General features: G+C 70.0%; 19 protein-coding genes, 1 tRNA gene and 1 pseudogene. 14 read left to right on the top strand and 7 right to left on the bottom strand.

Annotation, left to right across the window (positions count from 1 at the left end):
- Positions 1 to 103 precede the first annotated feature (103 nt).
- Both ACIBJE_RS04275 and ACIBJE_RS04270 read right to left on the bottom strand, forming a co-directional pair.
- Positions 104 to 1,342 (bottom strand): MFS transporter, encoded by a 1,239-nt coding sequence (locus ACIBJE_RS04275; RefSeq protein WP_396742611.1) that lies wholly within the window; start codon positions 1,340 to 1,342, stop codon positions 104 to 106.
- A 49-nt stretch (positions 1,343 to 1,391) separates the two neighbouring features.
- The gene (locus tag ACIBJE_RS04270; RefSeq protein ID WP_396742609.1) at positions 1,392 to 1,973 is read right to left on the bottom strand and encodes a TetR/AcrR family transcriptional regulator; all 582 of its coding nucleotides are present in this window, start codon (positions 1,971 to 1,973) and stop codon (positions 1,392 to 1,394) included.
- A 220-nt stretch (positions 1,974 to 2,193) separates the two neighbouring features.
- On the opposite strand from ACIBJE_RS04270, the gene ACIBJE_RS04265 reads away from it, so the two are divergent.
- Positions 2,194 to 2,487, top strand: coding sequence for a DUF4326 domain-containing protein (locus ACIBJE_RS04265; RefSeq protein ID WP_396743489.1), 294 nt, complete (start codon positions 2,194 to 2,196; stop codon positions 2,485 to 2,487).
- On the opposite strand, the gene ACIBJE_RS04260 is transcribed toward ACIBJE_RS04265, so the two are convergent.
- Positions 2,477 to 3,367, bottom strand: coding sequence for a hypothetical protein (locus tag ACIBJE_RS04260; protein WP_396742607.1), 891 nt, complete (start codon positions 3,365 to 3,367; stop codon positions 2,477 to 2,479). The two genes, ACIBJE_RS04265 and ACIBJE_RS04260, sit on opposite strands and share 11 nt — an antisense overlap.
- A 542-nt stretch (positions 3,368 to 3,909) precedes the next feature.
- Positions 3,910 to 4,899: an N-acetylglucosamine kinase gene (locus tag ACIBJE_RS04255; RefSeq protein ID WP_396743486.1), complete on the bottom strand. Its 990-nt coding sequence runs from the start codon at positions 4,897 to 4,899 to the stop codon at positions 3,910 to 3,912.
- Between the two features lie 39 nt (positions 4,900 to 4,938).
- Between ACIBJE_RS04255 and ACIBJE_RS04250 the strand changes: the two genes are divergently transcribed.
- The 8 genes from ACIBJE_RS04250 (at position 4,939) to ACIBJE_RS04215 (ending at position 12,053) form a co-directional block, all read left to right on the top strand.
- The gene (locus ACIBJE_RS04250; RefSeq protein WP_396742605.1) at positions 4,939 to 5,850 is read left to right on the top strand and encodes a MurR/RpiR family transcriptional regulator; all 912 of its coding nucleotides are present in this window, start codon (positions 4,939 to 4,941) and stop codon (positions 5,848 to 5,850) included.
- The gene (locus tag ACIBJE_RS04245) at positions 5,847 to 6,596 is read left to right on the top strand and encodes a sugar isomerase domain-containing protein (protein ID WP_396742603.1); all 750 of its coding nucleotides are present in this window, start codon (positions 5,847 to 5,849) and stop codon (positions 6,594 to 6,596) included. The genes ACIBJE_RS04250 and ACIBJE_RS04245 overlap by 4 nt, the downstream gene beginning before the upstream one ends.
- A gap of 17 nt (positions 6,597 to 6,613) precedes the next feature.
- Positions 6,614 to 8,035 carry an N-acetylglucosamine/diacetylchitobiose ABC transporter substrate-binding protein gene (gene ngcE, locus ACIBJE_RS04240; RefSeq protein WP_396742601.1) on the top strand — a complete coding sequence of 474 codons (1,422 nt, stop codon included), beginning with the start codon at positions 6,614 to 6,616 and terminating at the stop codon, positions 8,033 to 8,035.
- A gap of 2 nt (positions 8,036 to 8,037) precedes the next feature.
- A complete protein-coding gene (locus ACIBJE_RS04235) occupies positions 8,038 to 8,964 on the top strand; it encodes a carbohydrate ABC transporter permease (RefSeq protein WP_396742599.1) in 927 nt (308 codons plus the stop codon).
- Complete coding sequence (locus ACIBJE_RS04230; RefSeq protein ID WP_396742597.1) at positions 8,961 to 9,842, top strand: carbohydrate ABC transporter permease; 882 nt, start codon at positions 8,961 to 8,963, stop codon at positions 9,840 to 9,842. The genes ACIBJE_RS04235 and ACIBJE_RS04230 overlap by 4 nt, the downstream gene beginning before the upstream one ends.
- A gap of 85 nt (positions 9,843 to 9,927) precedes the next feature.
- Positions 9,928 to 11,088: a carbohydrate-binding protein gene (locus ACIBJE_RS04225; RefSeq protein WP_396742595.1), complete on the top strand. Its 1,161-nt coding sequence runs from the start codon at positions 9,928 to 9,930 to the stop codon at positions 11,086 to 11,088.
- 181 nt (positions 11,089 to 11,269) lie between these two features.
- Positions 11,270 to 11,348: transfer RNA gene (locus ACIBJE_RS04220), tRNA-Lys, on the top strand.
- A gap of 297 nt (positions 11,349 to 11,645) precedes the next feature.
- On the top strand, positions 11,646 to 12,053 hold the full coding sequence (locus tag ACIBJE_RS04215; protein ID WP_396742593.1) for a helix-turn-helix domain-containing protein: 408 nt from the start codon (positions 11,646 to 11,648) through the stop codon (positions 12,051 to 12,053).
- Between the two features lie 129 nt (positions 12,054 to 12,182).
- Here the strand turns inward: ACIBJE_RS04215 and ACIBJE_RS04210 are convergent, their stop codons facing one another.
- Positions 12,183 to 12,755, bottom strand: coding sequence for a GIY-YIG nuclease family protein (locus ACIBJE_RS04210; protein ID WP_396742591.1), 573 nt, complete (start codon positions 12,753 to 12,755; stop codon positions 12,183 to 12,185).
- A 249-nt stretch (positions 12,756 to 13,004) separates the two neighbouring features.
- Between ACIBJE_RS04210 and ACIBJE_RS04205 the strand changes: the two are divergent.
- The 5 genes and pseudogenes from ACIBJE_RS04205 to ACIBJE_RS04185 form a co-directional block, all read left to right on the top strand.
- Positions 13,005 to 13,352, top strand: a pseudogene (locus ACIBJE_RS04205) (ADP-ribosylation/crystallin J1); the annotation flags it as partial.
- A gap of 749 nt (positions 13,353 to 14,101) precedes the next feature.
- Complete coding sequence (locus ACIBJE_RS04200) at positions 14,102 to 14,566, top strand: hypothetical protein (RefSeq protein WP_396742589.1); 465 nt, start codon at positions 14,102 to 14,104, stop codon at positions 14,564 to 14,566.
- A gap of 203 nt (positions 14,567 to 14,769) precedes the next feature.
- On the top strand, positions 14,770 to 15,447 hold the full coding sequence (locus ACIBJE_RS04195; RefSeq protein ID WP_396742587.1) for a hypothetical protein: 678 nt from the start codon (positions 14,770 to 14,772) through the stop codon (positions 15,445 to 15,447).
- A gap of 213 nt (positions 15,448 to 15,660) precedes the next feature.
- Positions 15,661 to 16,239: a hypothetical protein gene (locus ACIBJE_RS04190; protein WP_396742585.1), complete on the top strand. Its 579-nt coding sequence runs from the start codon at positions 15,661 to 15,663 to the stop codon at positions 16,237 to 16,239.
- Between the two features lie 70 nt (positions 16,240 to 16,309).
- Positions 16,310 to 16,987, top strand: a complete 678-nt coding sequence (locus ACIBJE_RS04185) for an NYN domain-containing protein (RefSeq protein WP_396742583.1) — start codon at positions 16,310 to 16,312, stop codon at positions 16,985 to 16,987.
- A 286-nt stretch (positions 16,988 to 17,273) separates the two neighbouring features.
- Here ACIBJE_RS04185 and ACIBJE_RS04180 read toward each other — a convergent pair whose 3' ends face one another.
- Both ACIBJE_RS04180 and ACIBJE_RS04175 read right to left on the bottom strand, forming a co-directional pair.
- Positions 17,274 to 17,690, bottom strand: a complete 417-nt coding sequence (locus ACIBJE_RS04180) for a GNAT family N-acetyltransferase (RefSeq protein WP_396742581.1) — start codon at positions 17,688 to 17,690, stop codon at positions 17,274 to 17,276.
- 65 nt (positions 17,691 to 17,755) lie between these two features.
- A complete protein-coding gene (locus ACIBJE_RS04175) occupies positions 17,756 to 18,379 on the bottom strand; it encodes a tyrosine-type recombinase/integrase (RefSeq protein WP_396742579.1) in 624 nt (207 codons plus the stop codon).
- Positions 18,380 to 19,070: the final 691 nt, after the last annotated feature.

The raw sequence follows: 19,070 nt of genomic DNA, 5'->3' as shown, positions 1-19,070 counted from the left end.
GACCGCTCGCTGCACACCTGGGCGTTGCCGGATCGCTTCATCCGGTGCGAAGGCCACCTCCCGCTGCCGGGAGGTGGCCTTCCTGGTTGAGGCACCGGCGGGCTCATGACGTCCTCCGGCTGAGCACCCGGGCGAGGACCAGCGTGATGACGCCGGCCACGACAACGGTGAGCAGGCCGACGCGCAGGCTGGTCAGGTCCGCGACGGAGCCGACCAGTGGCGGGGACAGCAGGAAGCCGGCGCGCAGCAGCCAGCTCACGATGGTCAGGCCGGTGCCCGGGGGTAGGCCGGGCAGTTCGTCGGCGGTGTGCATGGCGGCGGGCACGAGGGTGGCGAAGCCCAGCCCGGCGAAGGCGAACCCACCCAGCGTGGTGCCCACGGTGGGCACGGCCAGGGCGGCGCCCATACCGACGGCGGCGAGCGCCGCGCCGACCTGGGCGACGGCGCGCTGGCCGAAGTGGTCCACGACGCGGTCGCCCGCCAGCCGTCCGACGGTCATGGCCCCCTGGAACACCACGACCGCCAGACCGGCGACGGCGGCCCCGGTGTGCAGATCGTCGCTCAGGTAGATGGCACCCCAGGATGCGCCGGCGTCCTCCACCAGAGCCCCGCAGGCGGCCAGCGCGCTCAGCGCGGCAAGCATCCGCACGGCGGGGCCGGTGAACGAGCGCCGGCCCGGACGATGGTGTGCGGGCGGCGCGCCGGGGTGTCCGTCGGCGGCGGCGAGATCCTCAGCCTCGGTGGCTCGCTCGGCGTCCTCCGGTCCGGGCAGCAGGAACCGGTAGGCGGCCAGGGCGACGAGGCTGAAGGTCACGGCCGAGATCCCCAGGTGAACGGTGAGGGGAACGTCGAGGCCGGCGGCGGCCGAGCCCATCAGGCCGCCGAGTACCGCGCCGATGCTCCACACCCCGTGCAGCGAGTTGAGGATCGAACGCCGGTAGCGGCGCTGCACGCGTAGGCCGTGGGCGTTCTGCGCCACGTCGACGATCGAGTCGAGGGCACCGACGACGAACAGCACGGCACCGAGCGCGAACCAGTTCGGCGCGGCGGGGATGGCCAGCGTCGCGATGGTGGTGATGACAATTCCGAACGCCGCCAGCCGGGCGGAGCGGAAGCGGCGGATGGCGGCGCCAGCGAGCAGCCCGGCCAGCAGGGCGCCGATCGAGTAGCCGGCCAGGGCGGTGCCGAGCACGGCGTTACTCAGCCCGAGGTCGGCCTTGATCTGCGGATAGCGCGGGACGACGTTGAAGAACACGGCGCCGTTGGTGAGGAACAGCGCGGCGACGGCGGCGCGGGCCCGGCGTACCTGGCGGGGCGGCGGGGCCAGGGTGGAGGCGGACAAGGTGGTCTCCCGGTGGGTGCAGCGATGGGGTAGGGCGTGGGCCGACGGGTCAGCGCAGGTACCGCTCGATGGCGTGGCGGACCTGCGCCGGCGTCATGGGGTCGGTCGACAGCGCGCTGTGCAGGGTCAGGCCTTCGATCAGGGCGTCGATCTCGCGGGCGGTGGTCGGGTCGAAGTGGCGCTCCAGGGCCTGGCGGCTGCGCTGCATCCAGGCCTGCGTGACGGTGCGTAGGGCCGGGTTACGCGCCGCCGCCGTGTACAGCTCCACGGCCAGCACGAGGTCGTCCTGGGGCCCGCCGATCAGGTCCTCGCACACCAACGCGATCACCGCCTCGATCGCGGCGTCGCGGTCGGCAGCGGACGCCAGCCGCTGGTCGAACACGGCGGCAGCTGCGGTGGCGTGCCGGGTGAACGCTGCCACGAGGATCTCGTCGAGGCCGGTGAAGTGGTAGGTCATCGACCCCAACGGCACGTCCGCGACTCGGGCGATCTCCCGATGCGTGGTGCCGACCACCCCGCGCTCGGCGATTACGGTCAGCGCCGCGTCGATCAGACGGTCGCGGCGGTTCGGGTCGTGCCGGCGCGGTCGGCGTGGTGTCGACGCCCCACTGGTCGGGGCAGCCTCGCTCATCACGCGCCGGCCCCGATGGCGCGTACCACGCGGGCCGGATCGCCCGCCGTGGCGAACTCGTCGCTGCCCACCATCATGGGTACGACCGTACACATGATGTGTACGTGCGTACTTCTCTGCAGCTCACAGAGTCCCGAAACCTGTCCCGAGGATGGTGGTCCAAGGGAAGGGCCCGAGCCGCCACCCGAAGCCCGTTGTTGACGGTTACGCTGATCGGGTGATGGCGCAGTCACGGGTTCGAGTGCAGGGGGACCTCTACCACCCGGTGGTGCCGGCCGGTGCCGTCTACGTCGGGCGGCAGGGGTTCGGGTTGCGGCGTTCCCCCTGGGCCAATCCGTTCAGCCTCCGTAAGCACGATCGGGCCGAGGCGTTGCGCCTGTATCGGCAGTGGCTTGTGGGGCAGCCGGCGCTTGTCGAGCGGGCGCGGCGGGATCTCGCCGGAAAACAGCTGGCGTGTTGGTGCCGTGCGGAGGATGCCTGCCATGCTGATGTGCTGACCGAGATCATCGGTTGACGCGGAGTCGGTATCGGTCGGTGGGTCGTCTGGGTGCGTAGATGCCGCCGATGCTGAAAGATTGTGGTCTTGCCGCTTGGTTGCCGACGTAGAAGGCCACGTCGCGGTCGGCGGCGCAGAGCTGGGTGAGGAACCTGTGCCTGAGGTGATCCGAAGCCTCCGCATCGGTGAGCTGGCGTAGGTGACGTTGTAGGGCGACGAACTCCCAGTCCCAGAGTCTCTGCTGGTGCCCTCGGCATTGGCGGTCTGCGCACCGGTAGCGGTAGGCGCCGGTGAATCGCGGTGCCTGAAGAGGGCTGCGTTTGGACGGCTCCAGCAGGTCGAGCTGGTTGAGGTAGCCGGCCATCTTCTTGCGGTCCACCGCCGACCAGCCGGGATGTCGTTTGACCTGTAAGGCCGAGATGTCGGCGACGCGGATCAGTGCGATCGAACGTGCGCGGGGATCGTCACGGGTCTGTTTGTTGAGCTGGCACATGGAGTCTTCTACGAGTGGATCAAGGAGATTCCGACGGGGCTGCCCGTTGGCAAGGTGTTGCTCGGTGGTGACGGTGTCCACGATCGGCTTCCAGCTCTCGCGGCGCTGGTCCTGCCGGGCCGGTAGTGCATCGAGGTGGACGATGTCGTACTTGCGGAACCTGCTGTCGTCGACCAGTTCCCGAAACTGGATCGGGTAGAGCCGGATCCAGCCCGTCCAGGGAGCATCCAGGCCGAGCGCGCCGACGCAGACGGTCTCGCCGTAGCGGGCGGAGGGGTTGGGTGCCGCCTTCACGGTGATCAGGAGGCGAAGTGTCGCTGGTCGTGTCAGTACCGGCTTTGGTGGCAGATCCTCGCCAGTGCTTGGACCCCACAACGGAAGTTGTTCCAACAGAACCACCGACATCGCTGAATGTGGCTGCCCGTGCACTGCGTGCTATATAGATAGTCTCGCATCTAAGCCGATGGGACGCTAGCCCGCGAACTGGAATTCTGGGGCGAGTCGAACAAGACCGGCATAACGGCAGTCGGTGGCGCCGCCGACGTAGCTGCCGTCGTGAACCGTTACAAGGACGCCGGAGCCGATGCCGTGATTCTGCAACCCACCGCCGACGAACCCGACCTCGAGGGCTTCGCGCGGTTCACCGCACACGAGGTTCGCGCTCTCGTTTCCTGATGCCCGTATGACAGCCCGGTGGGAACGGCGCTCCGGGACGGCCCTGTCCGCTGAACCGGGTATACCCACGTCGACGCCACCGCGCGCCGCCCCCCGAAGCGCACCAAGACGCCCCACCCACTGTCGAATCCGGACCGTGGCCACGGCGGCGCGTAGTTCGGTGCCCTCTCCCTCGCCGCCACCCCGGGCGCTCACCCCACACCGGACCCGAAGACGCCGCGCTTTCGGAGGTGGGGCCACCGCGACTGGTGCTCACGGTGCCGACGGTCCCGTCACCGGGTCCGTGGCGTGACGAACGCGCGGTGCTCAGCGGCGGTGGGTGTGAGGTCGTGGGCGGCGAGCCAGGCCGCTGCCTCGGCCGGGTCGCCAGCGATGGTCGCCGGGCGTTTCAGTCGGGCCAGCAGCGCGGCGCGGATCTCCGGCGGGCCGGTGAGCAGACCGCCGGCCAGGACGAGCGGTTCGGCGCCGGGTGCGACGGCGTGCACGGTGGCGGCGAGCCGGTCGGCGGCCTTCTCGATCAGCCGGTGGGCGTCGGGGTCGCCGGCCCGGACCGCGTCGAGCACGAGCGGGGCCAGGCCCGCCACCCGGTGCCGGGGCAACGCGTAGAACGCGGTGACGAATCCGTCGCCCGTCGGGTCTCCTGCCGGGGCGGCGGCGCCGCGTACGGCGGTGGACACGGCATCGACCAGCGGCCCGATCCTGTCATGGCCGGTGGTCAGCGCCCGGGCGGTCAGCCGGGCGGCTTCGAGGCCGAGCCAGAAGCCACCGCCCTCGTCGCCCAGCAGCCAGCCCAGCCCGTCGACGGTGTGGCCCACCGAGTGCTCGACGATCCGTGCCGCGACTGCTCCGGTCCCGGCGATCAGCACCGTGCCCGACCGCGCCGGTGTGCCGGCGGCGAACGCCACCACCGCGTCGCCCACCGTGCGCAGCGGGCAGTTCAGTCCGGTCGCCCGCCAGGCGTCCGCGAAGCACGCCGCCACCGCCGGACGGTCCAGGGCCGACCGCCCGGCCAGCGCCACCACGGCCCCCGCCACCCGCGCGGGATCGCGCCCGGCGAGGGCCTCCCGCACCGCCGCGACCAGCGCGGCTGCGGCGTCGGCCGGTGGCCGGGCGACCGGGTTGCCGGCGCCGGCCCGACCGCGCCCGACGATCCGCCCGTCGGGCGTCGCGACGACCACCCGGGTCGCCGAGCCACCGCAGTCGGCGCCGACAACGAGCGCTGTCGATGTGCAAAGTATTGACACATCCAAATGTTCAATCATAATTTTGCTCATCACAAGGGTGAGTCGAAAGGAATGCTGATGGCCGGGACCGGGTTGCTGGGTCGTGTCCGTACCGAGCTGCCGACCCTGCCCGAAGCCCTCCAGCGGGTCGGCGAGCGGCTCCTCGGCGACCCCGAGGAGACCGCCCGGTCCACGATCGTCGACCTCGCCGAGCGGGCGGGCACCTCGACCGCCACGGTCACCCGCTTCTGCCGCACCTTCGGCTACCGGGGCTACGCCGAGCTGCGGCTCGCCGTCGCCACCGAGACCGGCCGGGCGGCGCAGGCCCGTTGGGACACCGACATCGACCGCGAGATCGGTCCTGACGATCCGCTCAGCCACCTGCTGGACGTCGTCGCGTCGGCCGACGGGCGGGCGATCCAGGACACGGCCGGCCAGGTCGACCTCGCCGCCGTCGACCGGGTGGCGGCGGCCGTCGCCGAGGCGCGCCGGGTCGAGCTGTTCGGTCTGGGCAGCTCCGGCAGCGCGGCCCGGGAGATGGCGTTCCGCCTCGAACGGATCCGGGTGCCGTGCTGGCACCGCCCCGACCCGCACACCGCGCTCACCAACGCCGCGCTGCTCGAGGCGGGCGACGTGGCGATCGGGCTGTCGCACAGCGGCCGTACCCGCGAGGTCATCGAGGTGCTCGCCGAGGCGGCCGACCACGGCGCGCTGACCGTCGCGGTCACCTCGTTCCCGCGCTCGCCGCTGGCCGAAACGGCCGACGTCGTGATGACGACCGCGGTGCAGGAGACGACGTTCCGCCTCGCCGCGCTGTCGGCGCTGCACTCCCAGTTGCTCGTGCTCGACCTGATCTACGTCGCGGTCGCGCAGCGCACGTACCGCCGTACCACCGAGGCCTTCGAGGTGACCGCCCGTGCGGTCGCCGCCCACCGCCTGCCCGACGAGAGCCGCCGGCCCCGGCGGCGTCACCGACCGGAGGAACGATGATCGGCGCCCAGGAGTATCTCACCGCAGTCAACGCCGCGATCGCGCAGGTGGCCGCCACCCAGTCCGACGCCGTACGGCGAGCCGCCGACCTGATCACCGCCGCGCTGCGGGCCGGCGGCGTGGTGCAGGCGTTCGGCAGCGGCCACTCCGAGGCACTGGCCATGGAGATCGCCGGGCGGGCCGGTGGCCTCGTGCCGACCAACAAGATCGCGCTACGCGACATCGTCCTCTACGGCGGGGCCGAGCGGGCGGCCCTCGAAGACCCGTTCCTCGAGCGTGACCCGGCCGTCGCCCACCGCCTCTACGAGCTGGCCCCGGTCAAGCCGGACGACGTGTTCGTGATCGCGTCGAGCTCGGGCGTCAACGGCGTCGTGGTGGAACTGGCGAACGTCGTCCGCGAACACGGCCACCGGCTGGTCGCGATCACGTCGCTCGCCCACACGAACGCCGTCCCGTCGCGTCACCCGAGCGGCCGGCGACTGAGCGACCTCGCCGACGTGGTGCTCGACAACGGCGCCCCGTTCGGGGACGCGGCCCTGCCGATCGAGGGCGGGGGAGCGGTCGGCGCGATCTCGTCCATCACCGGCGCCCTGCTGGCCCAGCAGGTCGTGTGCGAGGTGGTGGCCCGGCTGGTCGCCGCCGGCGAGACGCCCCCGGTCTACCTGTCGGCGAACATCCCCGGCGGCGACCGGCACAACCAGGAGCTGGAGGCCCGGTACGCGGGGCGCATCCGACGTACCGCCTAGAGAAGGCGAGCTTGGTCATGGACCCCTCTCCCTCCCACCGACGACACCCGACCACCCGGCGCACCGTGCTGCGGGCGACCGCCGCCGTCGCGGCGGCCGGGCCCCTGGCCGGCTGCGTGACCGCCGGCGGGGGCGACGACGACGCCCCAGCCGCCGAGGGTGCGCGGAGCGCCGACAACCCGCTCGGGGTACCCGACGCGACACCGCTCGAGGTCGTCATCTTCAAGGGCGGCTACGGCGACGAGTACGCCCGGCACGCCGAGAAGCTCTACCAGGATCGGCACCCGGGCGCGACCGTCGACCACAAGGGCATCCAGAAGGTGGGCGAGGCGCTCCAACCGCGTTTCGTCGCCGACACCCCGCCGGACGTCGTCGACAACACCGGCGCCGGACGGCTCGACCTGGCCACCCTCGTCGCCGCCAAGAAGCTCACCGACCTGAACGAGCTGCTCGACGCCCCGGCGCTCGACGGCGGCGGGGCGAAGGTACGCGACACCCTGCTGCCGGGAGTGGTCGAGGACGGCACCTTCGGCGGTGTACCGCGCGCCCTCAACTTCACCTACACCGTCTGGGGGCTGTGGTACTCCCGGTCGCTGTTCGCCCGCAACGGCTGGACGTTCCCGACGACCTGGGGCGCCATGCTGACCCTCTGCGCCGAGATCAAGAAGACCGGCGCGGCGCCGTGGACGTACCAGGGCAAGTACCCGGAGTACCTCAACGACCCCCTGTTGACCATGGCGGCCAAGGCCGGCGGGATGGACCTCGTCAAGGCGGTCGACAACCTCGAACCCCGGGCATGGAAGCAGCCGGCGCTGCTCGACGCGGCCACCGCGATCGCCGAGCTGGCCGGGCGCGGCTACCTCCTGCCCGGCTCGGAGGCGCTGTCGCACACCGAGTCGCAGGCGGCCTGGTGCCAGGGACGCGCCGCGATCATCCCCTGCGGATCGTGGCTGGAGGCCGAGCAGAAGGGCGTGGCCCCGGACGGATTCGACATGGTGATGGCCCCGGTGCCGGCCCTCGACGGCGGCGACCGGATGCCGGCGAACAGCCTGCAGGCGACCAGCAGCGAGTCGTTCATCGTGCCGGCCAGGGCGAAGAACCCACGGGGCGGTCTGGACTTCCTCCGCATCCTGTTCTCGAAGCCAGCCGCCCGGCGGTTCGCCGAGCTGAACTCCACCCTGCCCACGGTGGCCGGCGCGACCGACGGCCTCACCCTGTCCAGCGGGCTCGGATCGGTGAAGGGCGCCGTCGACGCCGCCGCCGTGAACACGTTCGCCTATCGCTTCCGCACCTGGTACGCGCCCCTGGCGAAGGCGGTCGACGACGCCACCGGCGAGCTGGCCACAAGGCGCGTCACGCCGGCCCAGTGGGCCGACCGGATCCAGAAGGCGGCGGACCGCGTCGCGGCCGACAGCGCCGTCACCAGATACGAGCGGTAGCGATGACCACCGTCCGGTCCGGCCGGAGCCGGTTCCTCGCCGGCGCCATCCTGCCCGCCCTCGCCCTGTACGCGGTCTTCGTGCTCTCGCCGTACGCGCAGGCGTTCCACCTGGCCCTCACCGACTGGACCGGGGTGTCCGGCGAGGCGCGTTTCGTCGGGCTGGACAACTTCCGCCGGCTGGTCGACGACCCGCTGTTCCGTGCGGCGTTGCGCAACAACGCGCTGATGCTCCTCGTCGTGCCGGCGGTCACTATCCTCCTCGGGCTCCTGCTGGCCGCGCTGGTCTCGTTCGGCGGGCGCGGCGGAGCCGCCGGACCGTCCGCCGTCCGGGGCGGCGAGCTGTACCGGGTGGCGTACTTCCTGCCGCAGGTGCTCGCGCTGCCGATCGTCGCCGTGCTCTGGCAGTTCGTCTACAACCCGACCGACGGGCTGCTCAACGGGTTCCTGCGCGGGGTCGGGCTCGACGCGCTGGCCCGGAGCTGGCTCGGCGACCCGGCCGTCGCGCTGTGGGCGGTGATGGCGGTGCTGATCTGGTCGTCGGTCGGCTTCTACATGATCCTCTTCGGCGCCGCGATGGAGTCGATCCCGCGCGAGGTGCTGGAGGCGGCGGTACTGGACGGCGCCGGGCGCCTCGCCGTCCTGTGGCGGGTCGTCGTGCCGCTGCTGTGGGACAACGTCCAGGTCGCGTTCGTCTACCTCGGCGTGCTCGCCCTGGACGGCTTCGCGGTGGTGCAGATCATGACCGTCGGCCCGGGCGGGCCGGACGGGGCGACCGAGGTGATGGGCCTCGGGCTGTACCGCAACGCCTTCACGTACGGGCGGTTCGGTTACGCCGCGGCCATGGGTGTCGCGCTGTTCTTCCTCACGCTCGCCGTCGCCGTGGTGGCGCTGCGGGCCGGACGCCGGGAGCGGGTGGAGTATACATGACGACCGTCGTCGAACGACCCGTCGGGGCGCGACCCGCCCCGCCCGCCCGGCGTCGTCACCGCAGCGGCACCTGGGGCGCGCACGTCTTCCTGGTGACCTGGGCGGCGATCGTCACGGTACCCCTGCTCTGGGCGGTGGTCAGCTCACTCAAGACCGACCGCGAGATCCTCACCAGCCCGTGGACGCTGCCGGAGCAGCCGCGCTTCGACAACTGGTCGCGTGCCTGGGAGCAGGCATCCATCGGCCGGTACGTCGGCAACAGCGCGATCGTGGTCGGCGCGGCGCTCCTCCTGACCATGGTGCTGGGCTCGACCGTCGCGTACGCCCTGGCCCGCTACCCGTTCCGGGGCAACCGGATCGTCTACTACACCTTCGTCTCCGGACTGCTTTTCCCGGTGTTCCTGGCCCTGGTGCCGCTCTTCTTCGTGGTCGAGCAGCTCGGCCTGCTCGGCACGTACCCCGGTCTGATCCTGGTCTACACCGCGTACGCGTTACCGTTCACCGTCTTCTTCCTGCACGCGTTCTTCCGGTCGCTGCCGACCGCGCTCGCCGAGGCGGCGTTCCTCGACGGCTGCTCGCACTGGGGCGTTCTCGTCCGGGTGATGCTGCCGCTGGCCCGACCCGGCCTGATCAGCATCGCCATCTTCAACTTTCTGGGGCTGTGGAACCAGTACCTGCTTCCGCTGGTGCTCAATCCCGACCCCGACCGGTACGTGCTCGCCCAGGGGTTGGCCGCGCTGTCGGTCAGCCAGGGCTACCGCAGCGACTGGAGCGGCCTGTTCGCCGGCCTCACCATCGCGATGCTGCCGGTGCTCGCCGCGTACGTGCTCTTCCAACGGCAGATCCGCACGGGCCTCACTGCGGGGGCGATCAGGTAGGCCCTTCTGATGGGTTCCACCGCGCGGGCGGTCGTCGTCGCCCGGCCGCGCGTATCCCTTTCCCTCCCACCGTGAGGAGACCCCCATGTCACGGAGACCCCGCGTGGGCTTCGCCGCCATCTCGGCGGCGGCGCTCACCGCCGTCGCCGCGTTCGCCGCAGCCGGCCCGGGTGGCAGCGCCACCGCCGCGGCCGAGACCTGCGGCGTGCTGTTCGACGACTTCGCGTACACGTCGTCGGCCGATCCCGCGCTGCCGGCCCGTAGCTGGACGGTACGCACCAACGCCGGTGGCCCCGGCGTGCCGGGCGCCTCGTGGCCGGCGTCCAACATCTCGTTCCCGACCTCCGACGGCCAGAAGGTGCTCCAGCTCGCCGCCTCCACCAACGGAACCGCCGCCGGTACCAGCCACGCCGAGCTGTTCCAGCGCCGGGCCTTCTTCGAGGGCACCTACGCCGCCCGGGTGCGCTTCACCGACGCGCCGGTCTCCGGCAACGACGGCGACCGCCTCGTCGAGACGTTCTTCACGATCACCCCGCTCGACCGTCCGATGGACCCGAACTACGGCGAGATCGACTTCGAGTACCTGCCCAACGGGGGGTGGGGCGAACAGGGGCCGATCTTCTACCAGACCACCTGGGAGACGTACCAGAACGAGCCCTGGGTGGCCGACAACATCCACACCGCGCAACGCAGGAGCTTCAACGGCTGGCACGACCTGGTCTTCACCGTCTCGGCGGGTCGGGTCAAGTACTACGTGGACGGTCAGCAGGTGGCCGACCACGGTGACAAGTACTACCCGGAAACGCCGATGTCGATCAACTTCAACCTCTGGTTTATCGACCTGGTCACCCACACCGGCGGGACGAGCACCTACCACCAGCAGGTCGACTGGCTGTACTACGCCGACCGGCAGGTGCTGACGCCGGCCGAGGTGGCGACGCGGGTGGCCGGGCAGCGGTCGGCCGGCAGAACGCACACCGACACGGTCGGTTCGGGCGGCACCTGCCCGACCCCGCCGCCGACCACCGCGCCGACGACCCCGCCCCCGACCACCGCGCCGCCGACGACACCGCCCCCGACGACCCCGCCGGCGAACTGTGCCGGCGTCCCGGCCTGGGATCGCAACACGGTGTACCTCGGCGGGCAGCGGGTGCGGCACAACGGCCGACTCTGGCAGGCGAACTGGTGGACGCTCGGCTCCGAGCCGGGGCTCACCGCCCAGTGGCGCGACCTCGGCGCCTGCTGAACCGGTACGGGGAGGCGCCGCCGTCACCGGGCGGCGGCGCCCCTACCGCCCGCGACCGTCGGGCGGCCGGCGACGCGAGCTGTTCAGAGCAGCGGCAGCACCGCCCGTGCCACGACCCACCTCGTCTGCTTCATCGTCTCGAACCTGACCCGGTGAACGTCCCGGTCTTGTAGAACCCTCCGCGTTGTCGGGAGAACTCAAGGCGACCCAGCGGGCTCTTAATCCGCGGGTTCGGGGTTCGAGTCCCTGGCGGCGCACCAGCAATAAGGCTCTGACCTGGGGTTTCACCCTGGGTCGGAGCCTTTTCGTTTCCCCGCCGGTGGCCCGGTGCTCCGTGGGTGCTCGGGAGCGGTTGGACTGCTACGGCTGCCGGTGGACGGGTGGCGTGACGGTGGACGTCCGGGCGGGGCCTCGGCTGGTCCGATGAGGGGTTTCGGTGGCACGGCCTCGGCGTGGCGGTGATGGTTGGCTGCCTGGTGACGGCGGGGCTATACGAGCCGGCTCGTCTGAGTCGGGCTATCAGCGGTCGGCGGCGCGTTGCTTCAAGTCCGTGCGTCGTGAGCGCGCCGGCCGCGTTCGACCAAATTGCCGCGCTGGCGCGAGACTTCCACACCCAGCAGGCACAGGCGCGGGACGAGGAACGCCAGCGGCGCGCCGGCCGGACCGCCACCCGGGCCAGTCAAGCCGCGACGGGTGACTGCCGGTGCGGGACGGTGGTCGTCGGCCGGTGGACCGGACAGGAGACCCGCGCGCTACGCGAGGCCCTCCGGATGACGGTCCACGACCTCGCCCGGCACCTCGAGGTGGCGCCCGCGACGGTTTCCGGCTGGGAACACCGCCACACGTCCACACCGCCACCGACGATGGCCACACAAGCGGCCCTGGACGAAACGCTCACGCTCGCCGACAGCAACGTCAAAGCCCGGTTCCTGCTGATCCTCGACACCCCGGACCACTACACGTAAGTCGGCCAGGTGAGCGGGAAGGTGTCTGCGCGGCATGCGCACCACGTCGCGTGATCGCGCAGGCCTTACCGCCACGCCCGATCGGCGGCATGAGCGCGCAACCGAACCCGTTCGCATGCGGGCAACCAGTTAGGGCGCTCGTGGCGGCTCGGCCGGGCGGCTGCTGGCGTTGTATGAGTTTTTGGCAGCGACCACGGCCGCCTGGAGATGCTCGGGGTCGACGCCCTGCACGTTGAGAGGCGGGTGCATACGCCGGACGAGTACGGCCTCGATGGTCGCCGGTTCCGCGTCCTCCGCCCAGGTCAGGCGCAGGTGCGTGTGCATCCACGTGGTCAGCCGCACCTCGTCCTCGGGGACCAGGACGACACGGTCGGTCCAGGTCGTTCGGTAGCCCTCGGCCACCAGAAGCCCGGCCAGGGTACGGCGCAGAGTCGAGCTGCCCGAACGCCTCAGATGGTTGCGCAGGATCCGCCCCCGCAGGCTGGTCGCCCGTCCGAGGTACAGCAGCCGTAACGACGGGACGTTCTCATTCGGCAGCCCGGGGAGGTCGGGAAAGACCGAGGGAGCAGCCCACCAGGCGTAGACACCGCTACCACGGCCAAGCCGCCTGGCAGCGACACCGAGTTCAACCGGGACGCCGGAGAGCAGCCGCAGGGCCTCGTTGATCCGGGCTTCGTCCGGTCGCCGTTCGGGAATGATCATCCAGACCATCGTAGGTCCCGGGCGGAGCGCGGCCGGGATCGGATGGACCGGATGCCCCACGCAACGGCACCTGCGGCAGCCTCGCGGGTACTGCTTAGCGCGCGCCTCGCGGCAGATCCGTGCACCTGGATTCGATGTGTCATCGACCTGACGAACTGGCTGCGGTAACGTCCGGGCCGACGGCATCAGATCGTTGTAGTCGTGGCTCGCCACCATCACGCGATAACCATCGTTGCAGGGAGCAGACCCATCGACGCCTCCGACACGATCACCCTGTGGCGGCCTACCGGGCAGGCCGAACTCGACCTTGTCGCGGCGTCCGGATGGCGGGCATGGCCACCACGCCTGCCGGACCAGCCGATCTTCTACCCGGTACTCAACCGCTGGTACGCCACAAAGATCGCCCGCGAGTGGAATGTTCCTGCCGGTGGCATCGGCTACGTGACCCGGTTCGAGGTCCAGCGTGCGTACCTGGACCGTTACGAAGTTCATCAGGTCGGTGGCCGCGACGTGCTGGAGTACTGGATCCCCGCAGAGGAGCTTGCCGACCTCAACGCCCACATCGTCGGCGCGATCATCGAGGAAGCCGACTACCGCGGTCCCGTGGGCGACCAGGATTTCACGGACGCCCACCACGCGCTGGGCAGAGCGCTACCGGCCGCGTGGCGGGCCTACCTGCAAGGCGCGTCGTGGTTCCGGCGAGGGTGGATGCCAGGTGGAGCATACGTTTGGCTCAACACGCCACGCGAGATGCTTGAGCTGCACGACGCATGGGACGAGAGCACCGACGCCCACCCCGGCATCGCGATCATCGGCGGAGACGGATCCCGTGAACAGCTCGTGCTCGACCTGCGCAGAGACCCCGCACCGGTGCTGCTGGTCGACATCACCAGCAGCGGATGGGACAACGCCATCCAGCAAGCCGACGATGTCGGCGAGCTCATCGACCGCATCGAGGCGGGCACTTTCGCGTTCGACTTCGAGGATTAGCGGACATCGGCGAGCGTCCAACGCGCACCTCGAGGCAGATCCGGATGCCTGAATGGGCCAGTTGGCAGATGCAGGTAGCCCGTAGAGTCGTACGCCGTGAGAGAGTCGCCTTTCGGCGTGCGGTTGTGGCGTCTACTGTCGCAGCGTCGGCCGAATTTCACCGCGTCGATCGGGCAGATGCAAGCCGTCCTTGCCCGAGACGCCGGAGTGCCGGGCGGGGAGCTCGCTGCGGTGATCCAAGACGGTGCGGTACCAGACCCCGACCTCGTCCGGAACCTGGCGCCGGCGCTCGGCATTCACGCTGCCGACCTTTTCGTCATCGCCGGGCTGCCCGTGCCGGACGACCTGGCTTCGGCTTGGCCGACATCGCCGTGGGACGTAGGCTCGATCGTTCAGCACCTTGCCCGGATGAACGCGGACCAACGTCGTCAGATCGAGGCGCTGGTCAAGTCGCTGCCGGCCCAGCCGCCGATCGGGCCTGCGCCGAGCGACGACTACTACGCAATCGCAACATCCGCCCACACAATGCGCGGATCCTCAAGGCAATCGGCGACGGCCCGTACGTCTCCGACTCCACCATCTTCGGGCTGGGCCCAGGCAGGGTCGTCATCACCCCGCAGTACGTGACGGCGTTCGCGCACCTACTTGGCTATCCGCCCAGCGAGATGGTCGCGCTGACCGGGATCGGGCCGGTCGTCAAGGACGCGCGGGTACATCCAGCCAGCACGGAGATGGCCGCGCTGGCCTGGCGATCCCGACGACTCAACAGCGAGCAGTTGAGCACGGTGATAGCGGCCGCTCAGTCCATACAACACGCCTGACCAGATCCGGATGCGGTGCGGCGGAAGCCTGCGCCCAAGTCGCGGCATCTCGTGCCGCTGCGTCGGGCCACCCCGCAGTGCCGCCTCTGACCAGGACGCCGCGACGCCCGACCAGCGGCATGAGCGTGCATTGCCACCGAGGCCTCGTGGATGCTCTGAAGATGGGTGACGGTGGCTGTGCTGTTTCGGCGTAGGTTCACCGGGTGACCGTGTACGACATCGCCGCCAAGCTGCCGTCCGTCGCCGTGCTGCGGGACCGCTGTAAGGCACTCGCCGTGCTGGAGTGCATCGTCGGCGGTGGGGAGCCCTACTACGCCTACACCCGCGCCTGGGGTGACGACGAGGCGGCACTGATGAGCAACGGCAGCGGTGACGAGTGGGCGGTCGTGTTCACCGCCGCCGGCGCGTTCATTCGCGCGTTTGACCACGAGTCGGCGATGACGCCGTACCGTGGTCCGGACCACGGGCTGTGGCCCGGACTGCTCGACGACCTCCCGGCGGTGTTCCGTCCGCAGATCGAGGAACCGGCGTTCGGCGACGAGGAGGGACAGTTCCTCGCCACCGCTGTACTGTGGCGACTCTTCGATGACGACCGCTGGCATGCCGGCGAAGGCATCACGTTTCCCCCGCCCCGCGGACCGTACGACACCGACCCGGACGGCTCTGGCCGGCTCGGGATCCTGCTCGACGACATCGTCGACCGGTACGTCAGGTTCGCCGAGGACTACTACGAGATCGAGGTGGACCCGACGGTGATCGAGCACGTCGTCGCACACCGCCCGCTCACTGATGTCGTTGTGCAGGCTCTGAACCCGCAAGTAACCGTTGCCGGGCTGCACGAGGACATCACCGCGATTGGATACCCGATTGCGGGGGCGTGACGTCAGGCTGACACCTGGATCGCCTCGGCAGCACGTTGGTCGCTCATCGGTTATCCGATCAGTCGGCCAGACTGCTCGACTCGCGGCATGAGCGCGCATTCAGTAGCTGGATACCATGCGCATGTGTTTGGGTTACGGCGGCCGCCGGCCGATTTGAGCAGACGAGCCCGCTCGTTCGTCAGCGTTCACGGAGTTTGGCTCGACGTACCGCCGGTGAGTCAGTTTCGAGGCGCGTGGCAGAAGGCGCAGATTCCTGACGAGGTCATCGACCGCGCCGAGGCGTATGGGGCCCGGTGGGGTGGCCTTGTCCTTCCGTCCGCGTCGGGCATGCCCGAGGATGCCGCGGGTCCGCGGATGCTCAGCGTGGATACGCCGGAGTGGGAAGACACGTTCGCTCCTCAGGGGTGGTTCTTCGAGGCTGGGCCGCAACGCGCCGCTGTGCCGTATGCGTTCCTGATCGGTCCGGACGGCACGTTCGGTATCGCCGGTGGTGACGATGGGCGGTGGGTCCCTTTGCATCGCAGCATCGACGGCTGGGTTGAAGCCTTGGCTCTGGCGTATGCGGCGATGGACGTCGCGGACACGGTCACCAGGCTGACCGGTTCGGCCGTCGACCAGCTGGACCTGGCCGCCATGCAACCGGTCGCAGAGGTCGGTGGCATCACGAACGGCTGGTGGTACCGGCCGGGCCTGCTCGCTGCCGTGTACTCGGGCGAGTCGGAGCTGTTCGCGCGGCCGGCCTACCGCACCGCCTACCTGTACGCCGGCAACATCGATGAGCGGTGGTGGTAGCGCCGCTACCACTCGATCATGCGTGGTATCGGGTGAGCACCATCAGCGGCAAATGAGAGTCGGATGCTCTTTGCCGGCAGGGCTGGCCGGCAATACCCTTAACCATGAGCACGGCTTCCTCCGGCACGTCAAACGCTCGGGCTCGACCGGTCCGCGCTCGCTGCTCAATTCGAGAGGCATGCCTATGCCCGGTACAACTGAACCCGTCACGTACCTCATCGTGGACGGGGAGAACATCGATGCCACTCTCGGCAACAGTGTTCTGGAGCGCCGGCCGGCCCCTGCGGAGCGACCCCGGTGGGAGCGTCTGCGGGACTTCGCGCGGGACACGTGGCAGCAGCCGGTGAAGGCACTGTTCTTCCTCAACGCCTCGGGCGGCGGTCTGCCGATGCCCTTCGTCCGGGCCCTCCTGAGCATGGAATACCGGCCCATTCCGCTCGCTGGATCATCGGATCAGAAGGTGGTGGACATCGGCATCCAGCGGACGTTGGAGGCTATCGCCCGGCGCTCGGGCAATGTGATGCTGGCCAGCCACGACGGTGACTTCCTGCCGCAGGTCGACGAGCTCCTACGAGGTGATCATCAGGTCGCGATCGTCGGGTTCAAGGAGTTCTTTAACGCCGGCTTCGCCGACCTGCCGGGCCTACAGGTATTCGACATCGAGGAGGATGCGGGCTGCTTCACCAACGTCCTTCCTCGGGTTCGCATTATTGACCTCGAAAGCTTTGACCCTGAGCGCTTCTTGTAGGCCGGACAGCATCCGCGGACCGGCCGCAAGGGCTGTAGTCGCCGTGCCCACCTTGGCTCAGCACCGATCAGGGACACAGATCAGGTGCCACGGGACCTTCGTCAGTGCTTCGTCTCCGCTGGCCAACATCCGCACCATGGCGATGGGTGCGAGACGCGTAGCCGACGACCAGCGTGTGTGACAGCAGCGCGCAGAGTAGATCATCGTGCCAGTGCTGAAGACGCTGGGCCGCCTCAGCGTCAACGCCGGCACAACACCCGCGCCTTGCTCGCGGCAAATGAGTGCGTCACTCTCCGAGAGATTTGGCGAGTAGGATCTCCAGCGGTTCGCCCGGTAGCAGGAGGCATCCGCGATCGACGTAACCCAGTCGGCGGTATAGATGCTGGGCTTCTTCGCTCGCCAGGGTTGATGTCATCACCGAGCCATGGCCCGCTGCTCGCTGCTGTTTCTCCCAGTGCTGGATCAGCCGCGTGCCGAGGCCTTTGCCGCGGTGCTGCTCGAGAACGAACAACATGTTCATGAAGGGAATCTCGTCCCAGAAGAGGCCCCACCTGAGCCATCCCTGGATGGACGTGTCTTCCACAGCAACGGTGACTCGACCGGCCTCGATGACCCTGTGGAGTTCCTGCCGGTCGACGTGAAGATCCGCCTGAACGAGGAACGACACATCCCGGTTGTCCGCCACGCGCAAGCCGATCCCCATGGAAGGACGATGACACAGGTCGCCTGCGACTCGTGTCCGCACATCGGCAGAGCCGTGAACGCTGGCTATGTCCCCGAGGCCATGTACGCGGCGAGGCAGTTGGGGTGGCGATCGAGGTTCTTGCGGGCTCGGTCGTAGCGCATGGTGGTTCTCGGGTCGGCGTGGCGGGCGGCGATCTGCACGTCGCGGAGGCTGACGCCAGCGTCGAGCATGGTGGTCACGAAGGTGTGGCGCAGCATGTGGGGGTGCATCCTCGGCATCCGGATCCCTGCGGCAACGGCGAGGTGCTTGAGCCAGCTGGTGGCGGCGTGCCGGTCCATCCGCCGACCGTGGGTGTTGCGCAGGATCGGCCCGTTGGTGCGTTCATCGATAGCCCGGTCGGTGGCCCGAGCCACTGCGGGTGGCAGCGGGACGAGGACGACCTTGCCGCCCTTGCCGCGCATCCGTAGGACCCGGTGGCCGTGTTCCTCGCCCAGGTCGGCGATATTCGACCCGCAGGCTCCGAAGATCCGCAAGCCGAGCAGGCCCAAGAGCGCGACCAGGGCGAAGTCGTTCGGGTTGGCCGACGGCCGGGCGACGGTGGTCAGGGCCTCGAACTGCAGGTGCCCTAGTCCGAAGGTCGGCGACGCGGCCGGCACCGTGGGCCGACGAACGGCGTCGATCGCCGCGACCGGCGGATCGTCGTTCACCAGGGCAGACAGGGCGGGAACGCGGCGGCCTGCTGAAGCATCTCGGTGACGCTGTGTGTGCCGAACGTCGTCGGGTCCAGACGGAGTGGGACGGTGGTGTGCGGTACCTCGGGATGGGTTAGGAGCCGGTGGAACGCGGTCCGGCCGTTGTGCTCGGTGAAGGATGGGGGCAGTGGGCGGTTGGCCTCGGCGGCGGCGAGCGCGTCGGCGGATCCACCCGACCTGTTCCAGCCCGGCCATGGGCATCGCGCGGCGGGCGCCCCAGCAGGCTGCCTGGCGTTGGCGGGCGGCGGGTAGCGCGTCGATGCGGTCGAGCAGCAGGCGGTCGATCCGGGCCAGAGACCGCGCCTGGCTGAACAGCCTGCGGACACGATCCGACGGGGAGCGCCTCCCCACCGCTCGGCGTCGCGCTCGGCCTGGAATCGGCGGGCTTTCTCGGCCAGCGCGCTCGCCGTGGTGGCCTGCCGGGTCAGGTGCCAGCGGCGCCAGGATGGCCGGACGGCTCGACGGACGCGGTACCAGTGACAGCATCGTCCACTCGGCGGCCTTGGCCGGTTTCTGTCCCGGTTCCGGCCTCCCGGGTCGGCCAGCACGGTGCACCATGGCGTCTCCGATGTCCACGCCGGACGCGCCCGGCACGGTGGACACGATGTACTGGCAGTGGCTGACGTGCAGCCGCGCCCAGTACCCG

The sequence above is a fragment of the Micromonospora sp. NPDC050187 genome (assembly GCF_044459745.1).
Classification (GTDB): domain Bacteria; phylum Actinomycetota; class Actinomycetes; order Mycobacteriales; family Micromonosporaceae; genus Micromonospora.
Note: the sequence above shows the minus strand (reverse complement) of the source record. Positions and strands in the feature narration are given on the sequence as shown.

What these genes read in the sequence shown, in the direction of transcription:
- ACIBJE_RS04270 (WP_396742609.1), bottom strand. Translation starts at nt 1,973, where the DNA reads ATGAGCGAGGCTGCCCCGACCAGTGGGGCGTCGACACCACGCCGACCG.
- ACIBJE_RS04265 (WP_396743489.1), top strand. Translation starts at nt 2,194, where the DNA reads ATGGCGCAGTCACGGGTTCGAGTGCAGGGGGACCTCTACCACCCGGTG.
- ACIBJE_RS04260 (WP_396742607.1), bottom strand. Translation starts at nt 3,367, where the DNA reads ATGTCGGTGGTTCTGTTGGAACAACTTCCGTTGTGGGGTCCAAGCACT.
- ACIBJE_RS04255 (WP_396743486.1), bottom strand. Translation starts at nt 4,899, where the DNA reads ATGATTGAACATTTGGATGTGTCAATACTTTGCACATCGACAGCGCTC.
- ACIBJE_RS04250 (WP_396742605.1), top strand. Translation starts at nt 4,939, where the DNA reads ATGGCCGGGACCGGGTTGCTGGGTCGTGTCCGTACCGAGCTGCCGACC.
- ACIBJE_RS04245 (WP_396742603.1), top strand. Translation starts at nt 5,847, where the DNA reads ATGATCGGCGCCCAGGAGTATCTCACCGCAGTCAACGCCGCGATCGCG.
- ngcE (WP_396742601.1), top strand. Translation starts at nt 6,614, where the DNA reads ATGGACCCCTCTCCCTCCCACCGACGACACCCGACCACCCGGCGCACC.
- ACIBJE_RS04235 (WP_396742599.1), top strand. Translation starts at nt 8,038, where the DNA reads ATGACCACCGTCCGGTCCGGCCGGAGCCGGTTCCTCGCCGGCGCCATC.
- ACIBJE_RS04230 (WP_396742597.1), top strand. Translation starts at nt 8,961, where the DNA reads ATGACGACCGTCGTCGAACGACCCGTCGGGGCGCGACCCGCCCCGCCC.
- ACIBJE_RS04225 (WP_396742595.1), top strand. Translation starts at nt 9,928, where the DNA reads ATGTCACGGAGACCCCGCGTGGGCTTCGCCGCCATCTCGGCGGCGGCG.
- ACIBJE_RS04210 (WP_396742591.1), bottom strand. Translation starts at nt 12,755, where the DNA reads ATGATCATTCCCGAACGGCGACCGGACGAAGCCCGGATCAACGAGGCC.
- ACIBJE_RS04180 (WP_396742581.1), bottom strand. Translation starts at nt 17,690, where the DNA reads ATGGGGATCGGCTTGCGCGTGGCGGACAACCGGGATGTGTCGTTCCTC.